Origin of the sequence: Xanthomonas sp. CFBP 8152 (genome assembly GCF_014199025.1) — a bacterium.
Lineage (GTDB): Bacteria > Pseudomonadota > Gammaproteobacteria > Xanthomonadales > Xanthomonadaceae > Xanthomonas > Xanthomonas arboricola_B.
Window position 1 is genome coordinate 1,166,314 of record NZ_JACHNO010000001.1, and the last position, 21,867, is coordinate 1,188,180.

Below are 21,867 nucleotides of genomic sequence, written 5' to 3' on the forward strand. Positions count from 1 at the left end.
CAACCTGAATGGACTGTCACGGAAATTTCGACAGCAGGGGGCCTCAGGGCGCACACTATGCTGCTTTGCGCCTGCCGGCTCCGTGCGGCGCCTCCGGAGTTACCCAATGACCCAAGAATCTCCCGCGCCGCTGCTGTTTGCAGACCTCGGCCTCTCAGACGCTGTGATGAAGGCGGTTGCCGCCGTCGGTTACGAGTCGCCGTCGCCGATCCAGGCCGCCACCATTCCTGCGCTGCTGTCCGGTCGCGACGTGCTCGGCCAGGCGCAGACCGGCACCGGCAAGACCGCCGCGTTCGCGCTGCCGGTGCTGTCCAATGCCGACCTCAACCAGCTCAAGCCGCAGGCGCTGGTGCTGGCCCCGACCCGCGAGCTGGCCATCCAGGTCGCCGAGGCGTTCCAGAAATATGCCGAGGCCATTCCCGGCTTCCGCGTGCTGCCGGTCTACGGCGGCCAGCCCTACGCACAGCAGCTGAGCGCGCTCAAGCGCGGCGTGCATGTGGTGGTCGGCACTCCAGGCCGCGTGATCGATCACCTGGATCGCGGCACGCTCGACCTGTCCCAGCTCAAGACGCTGGTGCTGGACGAAGCCGACGAAATGCTGCGCATGGGCTTCATCGACGACGTCGAAGCGGTGCTGAAGAAGTTGCCGGAGAAGCGCCAGGTGGCGCTGTTCTCGGCGACCATGCCGCCGGCGATCCGTCGCATCGCACAGACCTATTTGAAGGACCCGGCCGAAGTCACCATCGCGGCCAAGACCACCACCTCGGCCAATATCCGCCAGCGCTACTGGTGGGTGAGCGGCCTGCACAAGCTGGACGCGCTGACCCGCATCCTGGAGGTCGAGCCGTTCGACGGCATGATCATCTTCGCGCGCACCAAGGCCGCCACCGAAGAGCTGGCGCAGAAGCTGCAGGCACGCGGCATGGCCGCGGCGGCCATCAATGGCGACATGCAGCAGGCCGCCCGCGAGAAGACCATCGCCCAGCTCAAGGACGGCAAGCTCGACATCCTGGTCGCCACCGACGTGGCAGCGCGCGGCCTGGACGTGGAGCGGGTCAGCCATGTGCTGAACTACGACATCCCGTACGACACCGAAAGCTACGTGCACCGCATCGGCCGTACCGGCCGTGCCGGCCGCAACGGCGACGCGATCCTGTTCGTCACCCCGCGCGAAAAGGGCATGCTGCGCTCGATCGAGCGCGCCACCCGTCAGCCGATCGAAGAAATGCAGCTGCCGAGCGTGGATGCGGTCAACGATACCCGCGTGGCACGTTTCATGACCCGCATCACCGAGACCCTGGCCGGTGGCCAGATCGACATGTATCGCGATCTGCTGCAGCGCTACGAGGGCGAGAACAACGTGCCGGCAATCGATATCGCCGCGGCGATGGCCAAGTTGCTGCAGGGCGATGCGCCGTTTTTGCTGACCCCGCCGGTGCGTGGCGCGCGCGAGGAATTCGCACCGCGCGAGCGCAACGAGCGCGGCGACCGCAGCGATCGTGGAGAGCGTCCGCGCTTCGAGCCGAAGTTCGAACGTGGCCCGCGTGCCGATGGCGAGCGCGCTGCACGCCCGCCGCGTGCGGAACGTCCGGCGTTTGGCGATGACGGCGCGGGCGCCGAGCGTCCGCGTCGCGATCCGGTTGCCCCGCGTGGCGAGCCGGAGTTCGGCATGGAGAGCTACCGCATCGAAGTGGGCCACACCCACGGCGTGAAACCGGCCAACATCGTCGGCGCGATCGCCAACGAAGCCGGCCTGGAAAGCCGCTACATCGGCCGTATCGACATCCAGGACGACTATTCGATCCTGGACCTGCCGGCCGACATGCCGCGCGAGCTGCTGACGCACCTGAAGAAGGTCTGGGTGTCCGGCCAGCAGCTCAACATGCGCAAGCTGGAAGAAGGCGAGGCGGCCGCATCGCCGTCCAAGCCGCGCTTCCCGCGGGGGGGCAGGCCGTCCGGCCGCCCGAATGGCCCGAACCGTCCGATGGACCGCGCCGGCGCGCCGCATCGCAAGGGCCCGCCCAAGCCCCGCGGCGAGTAAGCGCCGCTGACAATCCGGTTGCGTGCGGTCGTCCGGCCCACGCGGCCGGTCGCTGCAGTCGTTATGCCAGTTGGTGCATATCGGCAGGCAGGCGTCACGTGCCGACATGGCGGAGATTGCCGGTGGCATCGCGTTAGCCGGGCTAAGTTCCTGCCTCGATCGCGGCCAAGCGGGCGCTGCCATACAGCCTGCGCCGTTGCGGCCGTTACTGCCTTCAGGCGCCCACCGGGCGCATCAATCGCATTGGGCGGCGGCAGGGGTCGAGGAAGACAATGGCGCAGAAGGCGGGCGGCAAGAGCAATAGGCGGACCATGCACCTGATGCGCGGCTGGCTGACGCTTCCCTTGGCCTTGTTGATCGGCATGGCCGTCAGCATGGCGGCGCTCTCGGCGCTGGTGATCGAGATCCAGTCCGGGGCAATGGCCTGGATCGTCGGCCAGAGCCACTGGTCCAATGCCCAGCAGGAGTCGGCATACTGGCTGGAGCGCTATCTGGGTAGCGGCGATCCGGCCGACCTGCAGGCCGCCTGCCGCGCACTGGACGTGCCGCTCGGCGACCGCGCGGCACGCGAGGCGGTCGAGCAGCCGGTGATCGACCGGACTGCGGTATATACCGGGCTGGCCGCCGGCCGCAATGCCCGTGAGGACATGCCGCAAATGGTGCGGCTGTATCGCTACGGCCATGTCCTTCCGTATCTGGGCGATGCCATCGCGATATGGAAACACACCGATGCCGACCTGTCGCAGCTGAGCGCCCTGGCCGACCGGGCCGCATCCGTGCAGGCCACCAGCCGGCCGGATCCGCGCGCGTTGCAGGCCTTGCGCGACGAGCTGCATCTGCTCGACGGCCGCATGCGCAACGATGCGGCGCAGTTCCAGGCGCTGCTGGTCCATTGCGCACGGCTGCTGCACGATGTGATGGTGACCTGCAGCCTGGCGACCTTGTTGCTGGTGCTGACCACCTGCGTGCTGGCGATGCGCCGCATCCGCAATTATCTGCTCTCGCACGAGGGACGCTTTCGCACCGCGTTCCAGCAGGCGGCGCTGGGCATGGTCAAGTTCGACCTGCGCGGCCGCGTGCTCGACGCCAATGCCGCGATGGCCAACATCCTGCGCTACCGGCCGGAGGAACTGCAGACCTGCACGCTGGCCGAGGTGATGCATCCGGACGACATCGCGCTGGACAGCCGCGGCCTGGTCGACTGGCCGACGCTGCTGCAGACCGGCGAGCGACGCTTTCTGCGCGCCGATGGGGGGGTGATGTGGGGGCGCTGGAGCGCGTCGCTGGTGGAGCCCGGTCCGGAGGAGCCGACCCTGGTACTGGCGGTGATCGAAGACGTCTCGCATGCGCACGAGCTGGCCGACGAAGTCGCCTTCCACGCGCGTCACGATGCCTTGACCGGCCTGATCAACCGCCGCGAGATCGAACGCCGGCTATTTCGCCTGATCGAGCCGCCGCAATCGCCGCAGCTGTGCCATGCGCTGTGTTTCGTCGACCTGGATCACTTCAAGCTGGTCAACGACACCTTCGGGCATGCGGTGGGCGATAAATTCCTGTGCCACTTCGCCGACGTGATCACCATGCAGTTGCGCTCCGGCGACTGGCTGGGGCGGCTGGGTGGCGACGAATTTGCGATCCTGCTGGCCAATACCGATCTGGTGCAGGCGCGGACCCTGCTCGAGCGCATGCATGCGGTGCTGGGCCAGCCGTGGAGCCATCGGGGTGGACGGCCGCTGACGCCGAGTTGCAGCTTCGGCGTGGTGGAAATCCGCCAGGGCGCCAGCGACGTCAATGCCTTGATGACCGCCGCCGATCTGGCCTGCTATGCGGCCAAGGAAGAGGGGCGCAACCGGATCCGCTGTTTCGGCGAAAGCGATCTGGCCCTGGCACGGCGCCGACACGACGGCGGCTGGATCAGCGCGGTGCAGCAAGCGCTCGCCGAAGACCGCCTGCTGTTGTATGCGCAGAAGATTCAGGTGTTGAGCGATCCGCAACGCCTGCAGTACGAAGTGCTGGTGCGCATGCGCGCGCGCGACGGGCGGGTGCTGAGTCCGGGCGAATTTCTGCCTGCGGTGGAGCGCTACGGCCTGGGACGCATGGTCGATGTGCATGTGCTGGAAACGCTGTGCGCGCAGCTGGCGGCCAATCCGATGCATGTGGCCATGCTGGACCTGTGCCACGTCAATCTGTCTGCACAGTCGATCGCGCAGCCGGACTTTCTCGATTTCGTGTGGTCCGTGTTCGAACGCTACCCAGGACTGGTGCCCAAGCTGTGCATGGAAATCACCGAGACCGCCGTCATCGGCGATCTGGAGCATGCGCAGCGCTTCGTGCAGAGCGTGCGCGCGCGCGGCTGCCATGTGGCGCTGGACGATTTCGGCAGCGGCCTGGCCTCGTTCGGCTATCTCAAGCAATTCACCGTGGATGTTCTCAAGATCGATTGCGGCTTCGTGCGCAATTACGCGCATGACGCGGTGGACCGTGCGGCAGTGCATTCGATCGCGCAGGTAGGCCTGGCGCTGGGGATCGAAGTGGTGGCCGAGGGCGTGGAGTCGGAGGCGGACATTCCCGGTCTGCGCGAGGCCGGTGTCGGCCAGGTGCAGGGTTTCAGCCTGCATCGTCCATGCCCGCTGGACGAACTGCTGCATGCCGGCCAGCCGCTGTTGGCGCTGTCCTGATCGCAGATTGGTGCACGCGCGCCGCTCCAAATCGCCGATAATCGGCCGATGACGACCCGACTCAACAAATACATCGCCGAAACCGGCTTCTGCTCCCGCCGCGAGGCCGATCGCCTGATCGGCGAACGCCGGGTCACCGTCAATGGTGTGGCTGCCGGCACCGGTGCGGTGGTGGGCGAGGACGACACCGTGCTGGTGGACGGCCAGCCGCTGCGCACGCGCGCCGCCGGCAAGCCCGGTGGCCGCAAGCATGTCTACATCGCGCTCAACAAGCCGGTGGGCATCACCTGTACCACCGAGAGTTCGGTCAAGGGCAATATCGTCGATTTCGTCGGCCACGAGCAGCGCATCTTCCCGGTCGGCCGGCTCGACAAGGAGTCCGAGGGGCTGATCCTGATGACCAGCAACGGCAACATCGTCAACGAGATCCTGCGCGCGGAAAATCGCCACCAGAAGGAATATCTGGTGGCGGTCAACAAGCCGGTCACCGACGAATTCCTGCGTGGCATGGCGCGCGGCGTGCGCATCCACAACGAGACCACGTTGCCGTGCCGCACCGCGCGCATCGCCAAGTTCGGCTTCCGCATCGTGTTGGAGCAGGGTTTGAATCGGCAGATCCGCCTGATGTCCGCCGAATTCGGCTACCGCGTGACCCAGCTGCGCCGGGTGCGCATCGACAACATCAAGCTGGCCGCGCTCAAGCCCGGGCAGTGGCGCAATCTCAGCGATGCGGAATTGCGCGGATTGCTGCCGCAGCGCACCGACTGGTGAGCTGTACGGGCGCACCGGGCTGAACCAGCGGCACGGTGCGTCGGCTGCGCATGTGCAAGCCGATGGCCGCGCATGGCCGGCTCGGTCATACTTTCCGACGCTGACAGCCAGCTGGGGAGCGGGCAGAGTGATCAAACCGACATTGCCGGACAACGAAGCCGAGCGGCTCGCAGCGCTGCGTCAGTACGAGGTGCTGGATTCGCCGCCCGAACGTGCCTTCGACGACCTCACCATGATTGCGTCCACGCTGTGCGAGACGCAGATGGCGGCGGTGGTGCTGGTGGACGAACAGCGGCAATGGTTCAAGTCCGCACATGGCGCACCGCGCGGCGAAGCATCGCGCGACATCTCGTTCTGCGCGCATGCGATCCTGCGCCCGGACGAAGTGATGATGGTCGACGACACCTTGCTCGCCCCGCGCTTCCACGACAACCCGATGGTGACCGGCAGCTCTGCGGTGCGCTTCTACGCCGGCGCGCCGTTGGTGACCAGCGCGGGCATGGCGCTGGGCTCGTTATGTGTCTTCGACCAGACGCCGGCGCATCTGCGCGACGAGCAGCGCGCCGCCTTGCAGGCATTGTCGCGCCAGGCCGCGCATCTGCTGGAACTGCGTCTGGCCGGCAAGCGCCTGCGCCAGCAACTGCATGAGCGCGAATGGTACGAGCAGCAACTGGCCGGTTACTACGCGCAAATGGATGCGTTGAATGCCGATCTGGTCGAGCAGACCCGTACCGATCCGCTGACCGGCTTGCCCAATCGACGCGCGTTTGCAGTGGCCTTGGCTGCGGCCATGGAACAGACACGTGCGGCAGGCCAGCCGTTGTCGGTGGCGTTGCTGGACGTGGACCACTTCAAGACCGTCAACGACGTGCATGGGCACGACCAGGGCGATGTGGTGCTGCGCGAACTGTCGGCATTGTTGCGCGCGCATGTGGCCGGTGCCGGCACCATTGCGCGTTACGGCGGCGAGGAATTCGTGCTGCTGCTGCCCAATGTGGATTTGCTGCAGGCACGGGTGCAGTGCGAATACCTGCGCCAGAGCGTGGCGGTGATGACGATCGCGCTGCCGGTGACGGTGAGCATCGGCGTGGCCACGCTGCATCCGCAGGAAAGCGTGGAGGCGGTGATCAAGCGTGCCGATCAGGCCCTGTATGCGGCCAAGCGTGGCGGGCGCGACCAGGTGGTGGCGTTGGGGTAGGGGCGTGCGCACGCGGGTGCGTCATCGATAGGGCCGGTCGCGGCCTGGGCCGCTGCGACGGTGGCGTTTGTTGGTTGCGCCGTGCGGTCAGTCGACGATGTTCTTCGCCTCGGCAGTGCCGAGCAGTTCCGGATGCACGATCTTGCGTCGGCGTTCCAGCACCGGATGCAGGAACACCGCGCCGAGAATGATCGCCACGCCGAGATAGAACTGCAGGGTCAGCTCACGTTGCTCGCCGAGCAGGGCGATTGCCAGCAAGATGGCGTAGACCGGTTCGAGATTGGTCACCAGTTGCACCGAGTAGGCGCTGAGATGGCGCAGTGCCACCAGCGCCAGCGCAAATGGCAGCAAGGTGCAAACCAGCGAAAGCACCAGCAGCAGGACGCCGTCGTGCAGGCTGGGAACGATCAGCAGCGCGCCATGCAGCGACGGCAACACCAATGGCATGGCCGGCGCCAGCACGGTCAGGGTCAGCGTGCCGGCGCCCAGTTCCAGCGCGGTGACGGTGAGCGGGTCGGCATGCGCCACCATGCGCTTGTTGAGCGAGCCGAACAGGCCGACGAACACCGCCGAAATCGCGCCGACCACCACCCCGGCACGCATGCCATCGGGCACCCCGCCGACCACCAGGGCCACGCCGGGCAGCACCGCCAGGCCGAACAGCAATTCGCGCGGGCGGAAAGGGCGCTGCGTCACCCATGGCTCGATCACTGCGGTGAACACCGGGGCCAGCGCAATGCAGGTCGCGGCCACCGAGGCATTGGCCAGCTTGATCGCGCCGTAGAAGGTCAGCCAGTGCAGGGCCACCAACGCGCCGATGCCGCAATAGCCCAGCATCACGCGCCCGGACAAGCCGCGCAGTCCACGCCACACGCGCGGCAACAGCGCCAGCGCCACCACCACGATCAACATGCGCCACCACACCAGTGGCAGCGCAGGCAGGGTGATCAGCTTGCCCAGGATCGCGGTGATGCCCCAGAGCAGGACGCAGAAATGGATTTGCAGTTGCGCCTTGCGCAGGTCGGTCGTGGGCATGCGCCATTGTCGCCGAAGACGCGACGCAACGCCTGTGCTAGCGCGAACCCAATTGCTGCAACAACGCCATTGCCGCAGCCGGATTGCGCTCCTTGGCGGCACTGATGAAAAACACGAACACCTCGCGCGGCATGGCCGCGACGTGCGTCGACGCGTCGATATGCGGCAGATCCGCCGGATCCTCGCCGCGCTGCCAGGCCCGGATGCGCTCGGCCCACTGCCCCAGTGCCGGCGCCGGGTAACCGGCAGCCAGGCGTGCCTGGCTGCGCATCAGGCGTGCATAGACGAAGTCGGTGGACAGATCGGCAAAGGACGGATGCTCGTCCGAATCGGTGAATACCGTGGCCACTCCATGCCGGCGCACCAGTGCCAGCAGCGACGCATCCACCGCGTCGTGGTCGCGGATTTCCAGCACATGGCGCAGCACGCGCTTGCCGGCGCGTTTGGGCAGCAACGACAAAAAGGCGTCCAGGTCGTCGGCCTGCAGCCGATGCCCTTGTTCGAACTGCCACACCAGCGGCCCCAGCGTGTCGCCGAGCTCGACAATACCGCCGATGAAGTCGTCCACCTGCGGCTGCGTGCCGGCCAGTTTGCGCGACTGGGTGATGCGGCGCGGTGCCTTGGCCGAGAAGACGAACCCGGGCGGTACCTGGTCGCGCCACTTCGCGTAGGTCGCCGGTTTCTGCGTTCCGTAATACGTGCCGTTGATCTCGATGGCGGTGACGTGGCGGCTTGCGTATTCCAGCTCGCGGCGCTGCACCAGCCCTTGCGGATAGAACATCCCCGCCCGCCAAGGCGCATACACCCAGCCGCCGATACCGACGTGGATGCCATCGAGCGCGGGCGGGGTGGCAGCGAACAGATCGGTCATGAGCGATTCCACGTTGGCGTGAGCGTCCCCCTGCATGTCGGATACGCGCACATATAGCAGGCCGCCCAGATGATAGCCTCGCAGCTGCGCAGCGAAGTGGGGCAGCTGCCAAGACGCTCGCGCACACTGCCAGGCAGGCGCGGCTGTTGGCGCGGGGCGGCATGTAGGTATTGTGCACACCGATGCAGGCGCAGCCCGGCCAGCCGGCGATCGGCGGCTTACACGGACGCGGCCATGCCGCTACCATCGCAGATCGCCTCTTCCGGACCGCAGCGATGACCTGGACCACGCCCGATCTGTGTGACCGTTTCCCCGAGGTGAGCATCGCCGAGCCGTTGTTCCGCTCCTATGGCGGACGTGCGGCGTTCTCAGGGCCGATCGTCACCGTGCGCTGTTTCGAGGACAACTCGCGGGTGCGCCAGCTGGCCTCCACGCCTGGCGGCGGCCGCGTGCTGGTGGTGGACGGGCAGGGCTCGTTGAAGCACGCGCTGCTGGGCGACCAGATCGCGATGCAGGCGGTCGCCAACGGCTGGGCCGGCGTGTTGATCCACGGCTGCGTGCGCGATGTGGAGATCCTCGCCACGCTGCCGCTGGGCGTGCTGGCGTTGGGCGCCTGCCCACGCCGCACCGAGCGCCGCGATCTGGGCGATGTGGATGTGCCGGTGAATTTTGCCGGCGTGGCCTTCGTGCCGGGCCATTGGCTGTATGCCGATGGCAACGGCGTATTGGTGGCACCGCTGCCGCTGTCGCTGGACAATGCCGGCGGATCGACCTGAGCGAATCAGAGGACTTGGGACAGTGACCGTGAACCGATGGCTGAGTGGGGGCGTGCTGATGCTGGCAAGCTTGGTGACGACGACGCAGGCGGCCGAGCTTCCGGCCGGCATGCAGCAGTTCGACGCGCAGATGGAACGCGTGCGCAAGCAGTTCGACGTACCCGGCATTGCGGTGGCCATCGTCAAGGATGGGCAGGTGGTGCTGGAGCGCGGCTACGGCGTGCGCGAGATCGGCAAGCCTGCGCCGGTGCAGGCCGACACGCTGTTCGCGATCGCCTCCAACACCAAGGCCTTCACTGCCGCATCGCTGTCGATCCTGGCCGACGAGGGCAAGCTCTCGCTCGACGACAAGGTCATCGACCACCTGCCGTGGTTCCGCATGGCCGACCCGTACGTCAGCGGCGAGATGCGTCTGCGCGATCTGCTCGCGCACCGCAGCGGCTTGAGCCTGGGTGCGGGCGATCTGTTGTTCTGGCCGACCACCAGCTACAGCACCGACGAGGTGGTGCAGCGCCTGTCCAAGGTACCGTTGAAGGGCGGTTTCCGCGATCGCTATGCCTACGACAACATCCTGTACGCAGTGGCGCAGAAGGTGATCGAGCAGGTCTCCGGGCAGACCTATGCGGCGTTTCTGCAGCAACGCATCTTCGCCCCGGTGGGCATGCGCGGCACGCGCTTCAATGCCGATCATCTGCAGCCGGGCGACAACGCGGCCGTGGGCCATGCCAAGTACGACTTCGCCGAGCTGCGCACGGTCGCGCCGCTGACCTGGTCCAACAACTCCGGTGCCGGCGGCATCTATTCCAGCGCGCACGACATGGCGTTGTGGATGACCGTGCAACTGGCCGGCGGCGTCCTGCCCGATGGCACGCCGCTGTTCAGTGCCAAACGGCAGCGGGAGATGTGGTCGATGATCACGCCGATCGCGATTGCCGACCCGGCCGTGCCGGAGCTGGCGGCAGCCCGCCCCCAGTTTTCCGGCTACGGAGAGGGCTGGAGCCTGAGCGATTACCGCGGCCATCGGCTGGTGTGGCACACCGGCGGCTGGCCGGGCATGGTGTCGCGGCTGACGCTGGTGCCCGAGCAACAGTTGGGTGTGGTGGTATTGACAAATCAGGAGATCGGCGCGGCCTTCAATGCGGTGACCCTGCAGGTGCTGGATGCGTTCTTGCAGGTGCCGGCCACCGATTGGACCGCTGCCTATTCCAAGGCCGTGAGCAAGGCCGAGGGCGATGCGGACACCAGCTGGAAGAAGCATCTGGACGCACGCGTAGCGCGCTCCACGCCGTCGCTGCCGCTGCGCGGTTATGCGGCGACCTATCGCGACCCGTGGTACGGCAATGTGGTGATCCGTCAGGACGGCAAGCGCCTGCGCATGCAGTTCGCCAAGACCCCGCAGTTGGTCGGCACGCTGGAGCATTGGCAGCACGACAGCTTCATCGTGCGCTGGGACGACCGCTCCCTGAATGCCGATGCCTTCGTCAATTTTGCGCTGACCCCGGATGGCACGGTACGTGAGATGCGGATGGAGGCAATCTCGCCGTTGACCGATTTCAGCTTCGATTTCCAGGATCTGGTGTTGACGCCGGTGGCGGCAGCGCAGCCGACGCAGAAGTGATGCGTCGGCTGCGCTGCCGCAGGCCATCGCCACGGCACCGAGCATGCAGTGGCTGATGGCCCGCGGCGCATCGCCGGCACCGTGCGCACGGAGGCTGGTATTGAGGTGTCGGTCCAACCCGCCGCCAACCCGCGAGGGCCCGCGTGCAAGATGCACGATGGCTATCGCCCATCGGCGCGGCTCGTTATGATCCGCGCACTTCTCAGGGATGTTGCCGAACGCATGACCACTCCGCAGATGTCGGTGTACTTTTTTCTGCAGGCCGCAGCGATTCTGCTGGTATGTCGTCTGGTGGGGTTGCTGGCCAAACGGATCGGTCAGCCACAGGTGGTTGGCGAGATGATCGCCGGGGTGATGCTGGGCCCGTCCTTGTTCGGCGCGGTGTTGCCCGGCTTGCAGGCCGCGCTGTTCCCCAAGCAGACTATGGATGTGCTGTACGTGTTCGCGCAGTTCGGCGTGGGGCTGTACATGTTCCTGGTCGGTACCGATTTCCGTGGAGATCACTTCCGCGCGCGCTATCGCAGTGCGATGAGCGTGTCGATGGCCGGTATCGCGGTGCCGTTTGCATTGGCCTTTGCCATGTGTCCGTGGTTGATCCACGTGGACGGCCTGTTTTCGGAAAAGGCCAAGTTGATGGAGGCCTCGCTGTTTCTGGGTGCGGCCATCGCGATCACCGCGTTCCCGATGCTGGCGCGCATCATCCATGAGCGTGGTCTGACCAATAGCCCGCTGGGCACGTTGGCACTCACCGCAGGTGCGTTCGACGATGCGGCGGCCTGGTGCATTCTTGCCGTGGTGCTGGCGAGCTTTGGCGGGAGTTGGGGCAGTGCCTATCTGGCCATCGGCGGCGGCGTGGCCTATGCAGTGTTCATGATCCTTGTCGGCCGTCATCTGCTGCGCCGTCTGGACGCCTACGTGGTGCCGAACCAGCCGCTGGGGAATGGTGTGCTGGCGGTAGTGTTGATGCTGTTCTGCCTCAGCGCATGGGCGATGGACGCGATCGGCATCCATGCCGTGTTTGGCGGTTTCCTGCTGGGCGTCTGCCTGCCCAGGGGAACGTTGACCGAAAAACTGCGCGAGATGCTGCAGCCGTTCGTGGTGGTGTTGCTGCTGCCTCTGTTCTTCACCTATTCCGGCCTCAAGACCCAGCTCAGCGTGCTGCTGCAGCCGCAGATCATGCTTGCGGGCGTGGCGATTCTGGCTGCATCGTTCATCGGCAAGGGCGTTGCCTGCTGGGCCGCGGCGCGTGCCACCGGCGAGAACAACCGCGATGCGCTGGCGATCGGCTCGCTGATGAATGCACGTGGATTGATGGAGCTGATCATCATCAATATCGGCCTGCAGGCCGGGGTGATCCAACAGGGCCTGTTCTCGGTGCTGGTGCTGATGGCGATCCTCTCCACCTTGATGGCTACCCCACTGTTCAACTGGATCATGCGTCGCCATTCCAACGTGACCGATGCGGTGCCGAGTCTGCAGCAGCGCTGAGGCGTTTTCATCGATTCCAGAAAACCGCGGGCACGCGCAGCGGTCGCGTCATGACTATTCGGCGAAGTCGGTCGCATCGAGACCTGGACGCTTCCTGCGACGAGGCACCGACGGCACGTTGGCGTGCGCGGCGTCGCGCTGCTTGCGGGCACCGGTGCATCGTGCCGCCGATGTGCCACGGGCCATCCCCGCAGATGTTGCCGATCTGTTGCACTTGCGTGTGTGTGTGCGTGCGTGCGTGCGCTCGCATGCAGGATCGATATCGACAGAGCGCAATTTTGCGGCGTCGGGTGAGCAGCGATGCAGCCGGTGCCGCGTCGCTGCATACTGGCAGCGCAAACAGGTAGCCAGACACGATGAGCAAGGCCAAGAAGAAAGCTGCACAGCACGGAATACCCGCGCCTGCGTCGGTGTATCAGCTGCACGTTTCGCTGGTGGATAGCGCGCCGTTGATCTGGCGTCGCGCGCTGGTGGCGGGCTCGCTGCGCCTGGCCACGCTGCATCGCGTGTTGCAACCGGTGATGGGCTGGAACGGCGGGCATCCGTACGAGTTCGACCTGGGCGGCGGTCGCTACGGCGAGTCCGGGCTGGATGTGCCGGACCGGCCACGGCTCAAGCATGCCGCCCGGGTCACCGTGGACAGCGGCGTGGGCGAGCTGGAGCGGTTCGACTATTTCTACGGCGCCGGCGCCGGCTGGCAGCACCGTATCGAGGTCGAGGCGATCCTGCCGCCGGATGCGAGCCTGCGCGCGGCTCGTTGCGTGGCGGGCGCCAACGCTTGCCCGCCGGAAAACAGCGCAGGAATCGACGCCTACCAGGCATTGCTGCAGATCATCGCCGACCCGGAGCATGCGCAACACGTGCAGGAGCTGGCCACCTTGGGTGGGCGCTTGGATCCGGGCCATTTCGATCTTGCCGAGGTCAATCGCCTGCTCGCACGTATCCGCGAATGAGCGCGGCCGACGCTTTATGATCCGCAGCGATGCACCGGCCATGCGCGGCGCACGCGACCGGAATCGATGCGACGGATCCGGTGGCCTGTCGCGTGCGTCGCAGCCTGCCACGTCTGTGATGGCGTTGGAACCCGACGCCGGCGCCACTGCAGCTTGACGCGCGATCGGCTAGCCTGATCTCCCGGTTTTTCCCGAAAGTGTCTGCGATGTTCCGCTGGTTCGAATCCCTGATCGATGTCTTTCCGCCAATCGAGCGGGACATGCCGCCGCGTAGCGTGTGGCGGTTCTATCTGCATTATCTGCGGCCGTTGTTGCCGATCCTGCTGGCCACGCTGGTCGCCGGACTGCTGCTGGCCTTGGTGGAAGTGGCGATGTTCGACTTCCTCGGGCGCATCGTCGACATACTGGCCGAGCGACCGGGCGCGGACTTCTTCCGTCGTCATGCCGGCGAATTGATCTGGATGGCGGCGATCACGCTGGTGGCGCGGCCGCTGTTCACCGGGCTGCACAATCTGTTGGTCAACCAGGCGATCGTGCCGGGCCTGAGCAACCGCTCGCGCTGGTTGATGCACAACTACGTGGTGCGGCAAAGCCTGGGCTTCTTCAACAACGATTTCGCCGGCCGTATCGCCAACCGGGTGATGCAGACCGGAACCTCGCTGCGCGAATCGGCGGTGCAGATGGTCGATGCGCTCTGGTACATCGTGGTCTATACCGGCAGCGCGCTGTGGTTGTTTGCGCAGGCCGACCCCTGGTTGATGCTGCCGTTGCTGATCTGGCTGGTGGTGTATGTCGCGCTGATGGCGTTCTTCGTGCCGCGCATGAAGGCGCGCGCATGGATCGCATCGGATGCGCGCTCCAAGGCCACCGGGCGCATCGTCGACGGTTACACCAATATCTCCACGCTCAAGCTGTTCGCCCACGCCGGCCGCGAGCAGGCCTATGTGCGCGATGCGATCGACGAACTGGCGGTGAAACATCGCGGGCAGACGCGCGTGACCACCACGATGGATACCGCCATCGCGGTGGCCAATGGCTTTTTGATCGTCGGCACCTGCGGGCTGGCGTTGTGGCTGTGGAGCCGCGGCCAGATCAGCGTGGGCGCGATCACGCTGGCCACCGGTCTGGTGATCCGCATCCACAACATGTCCGGCTGGATCATGTGGACGGTCAACGGCATCTTCGAAGACATCGGCAGCGTGCAGGACGGCATGCAGACCATCTCGCAGCCGGTGCTGGTGCAGGACGCGCCCGACGCCGTGCCGCTGCAGGTGACGCACGGCCAGGTGCAGTTCGAGCACATCCATTTCCACTACGGCAAGCGCGGCGGGGTGATTGCCGGGCTGGATCTGCAGGTGCGCGCGGGCGAGAAGATCGGCCTGGTCGGGCCATCGGGTGCGGGCAAGTCGACCCTGGTCAACGTGCTGCTGCGGCTGTACGACCTGGAGCAGGGGCGCATCCTCATCGACGGGCAGGACATCGCCCAGGTCACCCAGGAAAGCCTGCGCGGGCAGATCGGCCTGGTCACCCAGGACACCTCGCTCTTGCATCGTTCGATCCGCGACAACCTGCTGTATGGCAGGCCGCAGGCCACTGACGCGCAGATGCTGGAAGCGGTGCGCAAGGCGCGCGCGGAAGGCTTCATCGACACGCTGGTCGATGGCGAAGGCCGTCGCGGATTCGATGCCTATGTGGGCGAACGCGGGGTCAAGCTGTCGGGCGGTCAACGGCAGCGCATCGCCATTGCGCGCGTGCTGCTGAAGGACGCGCCGATCCTGATCCTGGACGAGGCCACCTCGGCGCTGGACTCGGAAGTGGAAGCGGCGATCCAGGACAGCCTGGATGCGCTGATGGGCAACAAGACCGTCATCGCGATCGCGCACCGTCTTTCGACCATCGCGCGCATGGACCGGCTGGTGGTGATGGATGCCGGACGCATTGTCGAGACCGGCACGCATGCGCAACTGATTGCGCAGGGTGGCCTGTACGCGCGTCTGTGGGCGCGGCAGACTGGAGGGTTCGTTGCGGCGGATCGGTGAGAGGGCTTTAGTGGGTTGCGCAGACGTGCAACCACCGCAGCAACAAGCCCCGCTCCTGCCGGGGCGCCAAGGCACGGCTTGCGCGCCACTGGCGCGCGTGCCTTGGAGCGCCCGCGCCGCAAGCGCGGGCCGGGGCGCGGAGCGGGGGTTGGGGCGCGGAGCGGGGGTTGGGGTGAGGGTACGGGGCGAAGCCACTCGCTAGTCCCGGCTACGCCAGGCTTCGCCCGTACCCCCATCCACCCCTGCAGGGCACCTTCTCCCGAGGAAGAAGGGTCACTCGTTCTCCCGGTGGGAGAAGGATCAGTCACTCGATCGGCTGGTCCAGCATCAACTCGCGTGCAAAGCGTACCGGTGGGGCGCCGTAGGACAGCATCTTGTCGTGGTACGCCTTCAGGTTGAAGTCCTTGCCCAGCTTGTCCTGCACCGCCTTGCGCGTGTCCAGATGTTCCTGCACGCCAACGAAGTAAGTCGGTAGCTGCGCGGACGACAGCTGCGCACGCACCCACTTGCCCGCCGCTTCGCTTTCCTGCTGGAAGGTGTCGTGGGTCATCAGGTGCATTGCCTTGCCGCGCTCCCAGCCGTCCACATGTACGCCCTGGTCGAGGATGGCGTTGGCGATGGTGCGCAGGTAGAACTTGAGCTGCACCAGGTGGAACAGCGGGTCGTTATCCAGATAACCCTGTTCCTGCATCATGCGTTCGGTGTACACCGCCCAACCTTCGGCGAACATGCCCGAGCGCAGCACCGCGCGCAGCGTGGAGGGGAACTTGGCCGAATGCCAGCCTTCCAGGTAATGGCCCGGGGTGCCTTCGTGGATGCTGAGCAGGTGGATCATGCGGCTGTTGTATTCGCGCAGGAACGAATCGACCTGCTGGTCGTTCCAGTCGTCGGGAATCGGCGAGACCGCATAGAAGGTCTTGAGATTCTTGTCGAGCGGGCCGGGCGAATCGCAGTACGCCACTGCCACACCGCGCTGGAATTCCGGCATCAGGATGATGTCCACCGGCGAATCGGGCAGCGTCATCAGATCCTTCTGGCGCACGAACTCGGTGGACTGCGCCAGTGCGGCCTTGGCGTCGTCCACCACCTTGTCGCGGGCCGGCTTGTCGGCATAGGCCAGTTCCAGCGCCGCCTCGATCGCGGCCTGCTGCTGGTCGTCGTTGGGCGTCTCGGGCAGTTTGGGTGCGCCGGGCTTGTCCTTGAGCACCGTGCGGGCAATGCCGTACATCTGGCTACGGACGCGCTTGAGCTCGGACTCGGCGCGCTGCTTGATCTCGGCGCGCGACAGCGACGACAGCAGCGCGAATTTCAGCTTCTGGTCGTAGAGTTGCGCACCGACGCGGAAATCGCCCTTGGCATTGGGTACCAGCACGGTATCCAGCCAGGTCTGCTGCTCGGCCACGGCCTTGCGCAGACGGTCGATGGCGGCCTGCGCGCGGGCCGCCTCGATCGGGCCGAGTTGGCCGATGTTGGGCGCGATGAAGGTATCGACGATGCTGAGGATGCCCTTGTTCTGCTTGGCCACCGTCTCTGCGTGGATCTTCGGCACGCGGGCCGGGTCCAGGTTTTGGCGCGCCTGCGCAAAGATGCCGGGAATCTTCTCCATGCGCTGCGTGGCGGAGGTCAGGCGCTCGGACAGCGGCGCGAATTCGCGCGCCATCAGGCCATATAGCGCGCTGCCGGCCAGGCCGTTGTAGACCTGCGGGTCCCAGGCCCAGCTCTGCAGCACCTCGGTGTTCCAGATTTCCGATTGCAGCTGGTTGCGCAGAATGGCCGCATCGACCTGGTTTTCGCGCGACAGCTTGGCCACCTCGATGGCATCCAGCTCGGCCAGCAATGCCTTGCCGGCATCCAGGCTGCGCTGGCGGCCGGCGCTGCTCAGATCGTCGATCTGCGTGTCGAAGCGGTGATCGCCGGTCTGGGTGGCGGTAACCGGCGACAGCTGCATCCAGGTGTCGAGCGCGCGCTTGGACAGCGCCGCAAAGCGCGCATCCGGCGTCTGCGCATCCTGCGTCGTGGCATCAGGGACGCCGGCGCGCGGCGATTCGGGCTGTTGCTGGCAGGCGCCGAGGCCGGCGAGCAGGGCGAGGACAAGCAAACGTTGACGCATGGTGGATCCCGATGGAAACAGTCCGCCAGCATAGGCATGTGCGCGCTTGTCCGCATCCGCCATTGGTTTAGAGTGGCCCCTTCCAAGGAGGATCACCATGCATTACGCCGGTAGCTGTCATTGCGGACGCATCGCGTTCGACCTGGAGACCGATGCGCCGATCACCGAGGCATACGACTGCAACTGCTCGCTGTGCCGTCGCCGCGGCGGCCTGTTGTGGTTCGGCACGCGCGCGCAGTTGCGTCTGCAGGGTGAGCCCGAGGCGCTGGGAACCTATCGCTTCAACCAGCAGCATATCGATCACCACCATTGTCCGCAGTGCGGCATCGCGCCCTTCAGCGAGGGCGTGAATCCCAAGACCGGCGAGGCCGGTGTGGCGGTCAACCTGCATTGCCTGCCGGAACTGGATCTGGCCGCGCTGAGCGTGCACGCGGTCGATGGAGCAAGCCGATGAGGCGCGGCGTGCAGCGGTACGCGGTCGGGTTGCTGCTGGGCTGGGCGCTGAGCGGATGTGCCAGGCAGTCTGGGGAGATGGCGGCAGACGGCGGCGCGCCGGCGCCGGCACCGCCTACCGCGCAAGGCAACGCCCTGGCGTATGAGCACGATGTACGGATCGAGCTGCCGGCCGATCAGATCGGCCAACGCATCGCGGCGGTACGCACCGCCTGCCAGTCCGCGCAGTTCGGCGACTGCACGCTGCTGGCGGTGGAGCAAACCGGTGGGCGCGACCCCAGCGGCGGCGTCAGCGTGCGGGTGGTGCCGGACGCCATCGAGCCGCTGGTGCAACTGGCTGGCCAGCATGGCGATGTCGCCGCGCGCAGCACGCGTGCCGAAGATCTGGCGCAGCAGATCGCCGACACCGGGCTGGCGCAGGCACGCCTGCAGAAAGAACATGCCCGCCTGCTCGAACTGCAGCAACGCCGCGATCTGGCCGTGACCGATCTGCTGGCGCTGTCCAAGCGGTTGGCCGAGATCGAGGCCGAAGCGCAGCAGACCCAGCAGGACGCCGCCCAGCAGCAACGGCGCGTGCGCACGCAGTTGCTGACGCTCAATTTTCGCGGGACCGGTGGCGAGCAGGGCAGGAGCGAAATTGCCGGGGCGGCAGCCGAGTTCGGCCAGGTCTTCGCGTCCAGCCTGGCCTGGGTGATCCGCGCGGTGGCGGCGTTGCTGCCGGTTGCGGTGGTAGGGCTGATTGCCGGCTGGCTGCTGCTGCAGGCATGGCGCTGGCGTGCGCGGCGGCGCCGGATGTCCTGACCACCACGCAGCCGGCCGGCGATGCCGCGCCGGCTGCGCGTGTTCCTGACGGGCGCTTACTTCAGAGAGTTACTCGAAGCGCTGAGGGTCGCACCGTGCTCTCAGTTGCGCTGTTTGCACGCGATAGCGGCGCAGCGCGTCGTGTGCGCCATCTTCCGGGTACCTGCTGCGCCTGCATGGGCAGCGCAGTCGTCTCTGGCTCGCTCAGCCTTCGTCGAGTTCGTACTCGACAAACACGTCCAGCTGCAGGGCCAGTTCCTGCACGGCGTCGCGCACCTTCTGCGCAGTGGCGTCGTTGCCGGCTTCCACCTCGAACTCGTGGCTGCCCGGACCTTCGTCGTCGGACAGGCCGGCCGAACTGGAGTCGTCGTCGTCCAGGTGCGGCATCAGATCGTCGACTTCTTCCACGTGCTCGATGCCTTCGATGCTCTGCAGCAGGTTGGCGATGGCACGCGCGTCGTCGTCGGTGCCGGTGATACGCATGCGAAGAGTAGGCATGGGAGTGTCCTGGGGATTGGGGAGCCAAAGCCTAGGCACCGGCAGGACAAAACGAGGTGATGGTGGGCGTCGGCTGCTCCATCGAGCATGTCACCCATCGAGCGCTTTTGCCGCTCGCGATAAAGCCCCTTTCCTGTGGGGTGACTTAAGGCAACGCTTGCGCGCCACTGACGCGCGCGTCTTCAAAGCCCCCCGGCGCAACAAAAAGCCTCTCTCCTGGGAGAGCGGGTGGGGTGAGGGTACGAGGCGAAGCCACACGTGCACGCAAACTCTGCCCGGTTTCGCTCGTACCCTCATCAGCGGCATCGGGGGCACGTCTCCCGGAGGAAGAAGCAACAGCCGCTCAAGGCCTCGCTGCTACCTCTTCGGACACCTTCCCTCCGTGAAGTGGGCGATGTCCCGGAGGCAGAAACGCAGAGGTAACGCTCGCGCAGAGGGGGGCAAGGGAAGACTCCTGCGCAACCTCATTCCGTAACCGATGCTTTGCGCGATCGCCGCTGCGCGCGCGGTGCACCCGACGCCTCGCTCGCCGGCAACGCCACCAGCTCTGCCGGCAGTGCCGGCATCGGGGTGCGTTCGTCCAGGGCCTCGCGCTTGAGCCAGTCGATAAATGCCATTGCCGCAGGGCCGGGGACACGGTGGCTGGGGTGCACGATGTAGTAGGCGTAGCGTGCCTTGAGGGTGGGCCCGGGCAGGCGCACCAGCTCGTAACGCTGTAGATACGGTTGGGCGATGTGCTTGCGCGCCAGGACCGCGCCCAGGCCATAGACTGCCGCGCGCATCGCGTCGGTACTGTCGTTGAAGGTGTGCATCGGCGGCAGCGTGGTGCCGCGCACCTGGGCGGCACGGAACCAGTCGCGCCAGCCCTGCGGCGACATGTCGGTCAGCAGCGGCAATTGCGCGATCTGCGCCGGCGTGCGTAGCGCAGCGACCTCCGGCAGTGACGGCGAGGCCACCGGAAACAGTTCGTCGTCCATCAGATGATGCGAGGTCAACCCGGGCCAGGCGCCCTGGCCATAGCGGATGCCGAGATCCGGGCCGCCTTCTTCGAAGCGCGAAAACGCCGCGTCCGATTGCAGATCCATGCGGATATGCGGATGCGCGCGACAGAAGCGCGGCAGCCGCGGCAACAGCCAGCAGTACGACAGCGAGCGCAAGGTGGTCACGCGCAGCGGGATGGCATCTTCGCGCGGATGCAGGTTGCCGGCCACCGAAGCGATCTCGGCCAACGCAGCGGTGGCGGCGTCGGCCAGCTGGCGCCCTTCCGCGGTGAGTTTGACCCCACGCGGCAAGCGCTGGAACAGGGTCACGCCCAGCAGCGCCTCGAGCTTGCGCACGTGGTGGCTGACCGCACTGGCGGTCAGATGCAGTTCTTCGGCGGCATGCGCGAAGTTCTGGTGGCGCGCGGCGGCGGCGAACACGCCCAGCGCGGGTAACAGGGTAGGGCGCAGGTTCATCGAGGCATGAATGAGATTTGTGGCTCGCCTCGATACTACGCGCTTGTCGCGCCTTCGGTGGCAGCCGATGCTGCATTACCCCATCGCGATGATCGTGCCATGTCCATCTGCCGGCCTGACGTTGTCCTTTGCGGTTTCAGCACTTCACCGCAGCTTGCGCAGGCGGGTCGATGAGCGCGCAACCGGCAACGCGGCCGGCGGCCGCGCCACGCGAATGGCGCACCCCGCTGGAGCTGGGGTTTCTTGGCATCGTCTGGGGCTGCTCGTTCCTGTTCATGCGCGTGGCCGCACCCAGGTTCGGCACCGTTGTGCTGGTGGAAATCCGCCTGGCGCTCGGGGCGTTGGTGCTGTTGCCGTTCCTGTGGCTGGCGCGCGAGCGGTTCCCCCTGCATCGCTGGCCGATGCTGGCGGCGATCGGCGTGCTCAACTCCGCGTTGCCGTTCCTGCTGTTCGCCTGGGGCGCGCAACACGCGCCGGCTGCGATCGGTGCGATCTGCAATGCGATGACGGTGTTGTTTACCGCACTGATCGCCTTCCTGTTCTTCGGCGAGAAGATCGGCACGCGTCGCGCGCTGGCCTTGCTGATCGGCTTCATCGGTGTGCTGGTGCTGGCCACCGGCAAGTCGGCCGGATTGAGCGTGGGGCCGGCGGCACTGGCGGGCGCCAGCGCGTCGCTGCTGTACGGCATCGGCTACAACCTGGTGAAGCGCCACATGGGCGATTTGCCACCGGCCGCGTCGGCGGCATCCACGCTGGGTTGCAGCGCGCTGCTGCTGGCACCGCTGGCCTGGTGGCAGTGGCCGACCACGCCGGTGCCGGCAGTGGCCTGGGCCTGCGCCACCGCGCTGGGCGTGGTCTGCACCGGGCTGGCGTTCCTGATGTATTACCGCCTGATCCAGCGCATCGGCCCGGCACGCGCCTCCACGGTGACCTACCTGGTGCCGGTGTTCGGCGCACTGCTGGCATGGTCGCTGCTGGGCGAGCCGTTGACCTGGACCATGCTGGTCGCCGCGGTGCTGATCCTGGGCAGCGTCGCCTTCAGCCAACGCGCCCGCTAGGCAAGCGCCCCACTTTTACGAT

General features: G+C 66.4%; 17 protein-coding genes. 12 read left to right on the top strand and 5 right to left on the bottom strand.

The genetic code is table 11. The annotated features are described in order from the left end of the window. Window positions 1-106: 106 nt before the first annotated feature. The 4 genes from FHT09_RS04895 to FHT09_RS04910 all read left to right on the top strand — a co-directional run bounded on the left by FHT09_RS04895 (window position 107) and on the right by FHT09_RS04910 (window position 6,688). On the top strand, window positions 107-2,041 hold the full coding sequence (locus FHT09_RS04895; RefSeq protein ID WP_104606136.1) for a DEAD/DEAH box helicase: 1,935 nt from the start codon (window positions 107-109) through the stop codon (window positions 2,039-2,041). A 272-nt stretch (window positions 2,042-2,313) separates the two neighbouring features. After that, a complete protein-coding gene (locus tag FHT09_RS04900) occupies window positions 2,314-4,719 on the top strand; it encodes an EAL domain-containing protein (RefSeq protein WP_104606137.1) in 2,406 nt (801 codons plus the stop codon). A 48-nt stretch (window positions 4,720-4,767) separates the two neighbouring features. Beyond that, window positions 4,768-5,490 carry a pseudouridine synthase gene (locus FHT09_RS04905; protein WP_104606138.1) on the top strand — a complete coding sequence of 241 codons (723 nt, stop codon included), beginning with the start codon at window positions 4,768-4,770 and terminating at the stop codon, window positions 5,488-5,490. 127 nt (window positions 5,491-5,617) lie between these two features. Next, complete coding sequence (locus FHT09_RS04910) at window positions 5,618-6,688, top strand: sensor domain-containing diguanylate cyclase (protein WP_104606139.1); 1,071 nt, start codon at window positions 5,618-5,620, stop codon at window positions 6,686-6,688. Between the two features lie 87 nt (window positions 6,689-6,775). Here the strand turns inward: FHT09_RS04910 and FHT09_RS04915 are convergent, their stop codons facing one another. Together FHT09_RS04915 and FHT09_RS04920 are read right to left on the bottom strand one after the other, a co-directional pair. Next, window positions 6,776-7,723 (bottom strand): DMT family transporter, encoded by a 948-nt coding sequence (locus FHT09_RS04915; RefSeq protein ID WP_104606140.1) that lies wholly within the window; start codon window positions 7,721-7,723, stop codon window positions 6,776-6,778. A gap of 37 nt (window positions 7,724-7,760) precedes the next feature. Continuing rightward, window positions 7,761-8,594: a DUF72 domain-containing protein gene (locus tag FHT09_RS04920; RefSeq protein ID WP_104606141.1), complete on the bottom strand. Its 834-nt coding sequence runs from the start codon at window positions 8,592-8,594 to the stop codon at window positions 7,761-7,763. Between the two features lie 275 nt (window positions 8,595-8,869). On the opposite strand from FHT09_RS04920, the gene rraA reads away from it, so the two are divergent. The 5 genes from rraA (at window position 8,870) to FHT09_RS04945 (ending at window position 15,468) form a co-directional block, all read left to right on the top strand. Next, window positions 8,870-9,370: a ribonuclease E activity regulator RraA gene (rraA, locus tag FHT09_RS04925; RefSeq protein WP_104606155.1), complete on the top strand. Its 501-nt coding sequence runs from the start codon at window positions 8,870-8,872 to the stop codon at window positions 9,368-9,370. Next, complete coding sequence (locus FHT09_RS04930) at window positions 9,351-10,988, top strand: serine hydrolase (protein WP_104606142.1); 1,638 nt, start codon at window positions 9,351-9,353, stop codon at window positions 10,986-10,988. The genes rraA and FHT09_RS04930 overlap by 20 nt, the downstream gene beginning before the upstream one ends. Window positions 10,989-11,210: 222 nt before the next feature. Continuing rightward, window positions 11,211-12,476: a cation:proton antiporter gene (locus FHT09_RS04935; protein ID WP_104535843.1), complete on the top strand. Its 1,266-nt coding sequence runs from the start codon at window positions 11,211-11,213 to the stop codon at window positions 12,474-12,476. Window positions 12,477-12,832: 356 nt separating this feature from the next. Continuing rightward, on the top strand, window positions 12,833-13,429 hold the full coding sequence (locus FHT09_RS04940) for a plasmid pRiA4b ORF-3 family protein (RefSeq protein WP_104606143.1): 597 nt from the start codon (window positions 12,833-12,835) through the stop codon (window positions 13,427-13,429). A gap of 206 nt (window positions 13,430-13,635) precedes the next feature. Then, window positions 13,636-15,468, top strand: coding sequence for an ABC transporter ATP-binding protein (locus tag FHT09_RS04945; protein WP_104606144.1), 1,833 nt, complete (start codon window positions 13,636-13,638; stop codon window positions 15,466-15,468). A gap of 304 nt (window positions 15,469-15,772) precedes the next feature. On the opposite strand, the gene FHT09_RS04950 is transcribed toward FHT09_RS04945, so the two are convergent. Next, window positions 15,773-17,578 (bottom strand): DUF885 domain-containing protein, encoded by a 1,806-nt coding sequence (locus tag FHT09_RS04950; protein WP_104606049.1) that lies wholly within the window; start codon window positions 17,576-17,578, stop codon window positions 15,773-15,775. 97 nt (window positions 17,579-17,675) lie between these two features. Here FHT09_RS04950 and FHT09_RS04955 point away from each other — a divergent pair, with 97 nt between their 5' ends. Together FHT09_RS04955 and FHT09_RS04960 are read left to right on the top strand one after the other, a co-directional pair. Next, window positions 17,676-18,032, top strand: coding sequence for a GFA family protein (locus FHT09_RS04955; protein ID WP_104605976.1), 357 nt, complete (start codon window positions 17,676-17,678; stop codon window positions 18,030-18,032). Further along, the gene (locus FHT09_RS04960) at window positions 18,029-18,832 is read left to right on the top strand and encodes a DUF4349 domain-containing protein (RefSeq protein WP_104605977.1); all 804 of its coding nucleotides are present in this window, start codon (window positions 18,029-18,031) and stop codon (window positions 18,830-18,832) included. Before FHT09_RS04955 ends, FHT09_RS04960 begins: the two co-directional genes overlap by 4 nt. 204 nt (window positions 18,833-19,036) lie before the next feature. Here the strand turns inward: FHT09_RS04960 and FHT09_RS04965 are convergent, their stop codons facing one another. Together FHT09_RS04965 and FHT09_RS04970 are read right to left on the bottom strand one after the other, a co-directional pair. Continuing rightward, window positions 19,037-19,330 (bottom strand): hypothetical protein, encoded by a 294-nt coding sequence (locus tag FHT09_RS04965; RefSeq protein ID WP_104534137.1) that lies wholly within the window; start codon window positions 19,328-19,330, stop codon window positions 19,037-19,039. A 464-nt stretch (window positions 19,331-19,794) separates the two neighbouring features. Beyond that, the gene (locus FHT09_RS04970; RefSeq protein ID WP_104605978.1) at window positions 19,795-20,787 is read right to left on the bottom strand and encodes a LysR substrate-binding domain-containing protein; all 993 of its coding nucleotides are present in this window, start codon (window positions 20,785-20,787) and stop codon (window positions 19,795-19,797) included. A gap of 170 nt (window positions 20,788-20,957) precedes the next feature. Here FHT09_RS04970 and FHT09_RS04975 point away from each other — a divergent pair, with 170 nt between their 5' ends. Beyond that, window positions 20,958-21,845, top strand: a complete 888-nt coding sequence (locus FHT09_RS04975) for a DMT family transporter (RefSeq protein WP_104535837.1) — start codon at window positions 20,958-20,960, stop codon at window positions 21,843-21,845. Window positions 21,846-21,867: the final 22 nt, after the last annotated feature.

What these genes read in the sequence shown, in the direction of transcription:
- FHT09_RS04920 (WP_104606141.1), bottom strand. Translation starts at nt 8,594, where the DNA reads ATGACCGATCTGTTCGCTGCCACCCCGCCCGCGCTCGATGGCATCCAC.
- FHT09_RS04945 (WP_104606144.1), top strand. Translation starts at nt 13,636, where the DNA reads ATGTTCCGCTGGTTCGAATCCCTGATCGATGTCTTTCCGCCAATCGAG.
- FHT09_RS04960 (WP_104605977.1), top strand. Translation starts at nt 18,029, where the DNA reads ATGAGGCGCGGCGTGCAGCGGTACGCGGTCGGGTTGCTGCTGGGCTGG.
- FHT09_RS04955 (WP_104605976.1), top strand. Translation starts at nt 17,676, where the DNA reads ATGCATTACGCCGGTAGCTGTCATTGCGGACGCATCGCGTTCGACCTG.
- FHT09_RS04915 (WP_104606140.1), bottom strand. Translation starts at nt 7,723, where the DNA reads ATGCCCACGACCGACCTGCGCAAGGCGCAACTGCAAATCCATTTCTGC.
- FHT09_RS04930 (WP_104606142.1), top strand. Translation starts at nt 9,351, where the DNA reads ATGCCGGCGGATCGACCTGAGCGAATCAGAGGACTTGGGACAGTGACC.
- FHT09_RS04950 (WP_104606049.1), bottom strand. Translation starts at nt 17,578, where the DNA reads ATGCGTCAACGTTTGCTTGTCCTCGCCCTGCTCGCCGGCCTCGGCGCC.
- FHT09_RS04935 (WP_104535843.1), top strand. Translation starts at nt 11,211, where the DNA reads ATGACCACTCCGCAGATGTCGGTGTACTTTTTTCTGCAGGCCGCAGCG.
- rraA (WP_104606155.1), top strand. Translation starts at nt 8,870, where the DNA reads ATGACCTGGACCACGCCCGATCTGTGTGACCGTTTCCCCGAGGTGAGC.
- FHT09_RS04940 (WP_104606143.1), top strand. Translation starts at nt 12,833, where the DNA reads ATGAGCAAGGCCAAGAAGAAAGCTGCACAGCACGGAATACCCGCGCCT.
- FHT09_RS04895 (WP_104606136.1), top strand. Translation starts at nt 107, where the DNA reads ATGACCCAAGAATCTCCCGCGCCGCTGCTGTTTGCAGACCTCGGCCTC.
- FHT09_RS04970 (WP_104605978.1), bottom strand. Translation starts at nt 20,787, where the DNA reads ATGAACCTGCGCCCTACCCTGTTACCCGCGCTGGGCGTGTTCGCCGCC.
- FHT09_RS04905 (WP_104606138.1), top strand. Translation starts at nt 4,768, where the DNA reads ATGACGACCCGACTCAACAAATACATCGCCGAAACCGGCTTCTGCTCC.
- FHT09_RS04975 (WP_104535837.1), top strand. Translation starts at nt 20,958, where the DNA reads ATGAGCGCGCAACCGGCAACGCGGCCGGCGGCCGCGCCACGCGAATGG.
- FHT09_RS04965 (WP_104534137.1), bottom strand. Translation starts at nt 19,330, where the DNA reads ATGCCTACTCTTCGCATGCGTATCACCGGCACCGACGACGACGCGCGT.
- FHT09_RS04900 (WP_104606137.1), top strand. Translation starts at nt 2,314, where the DNA reads ATGGCGCAGAAGGCGGGCGGCAAGAGCAATAGGCGGACCATGCACCTG.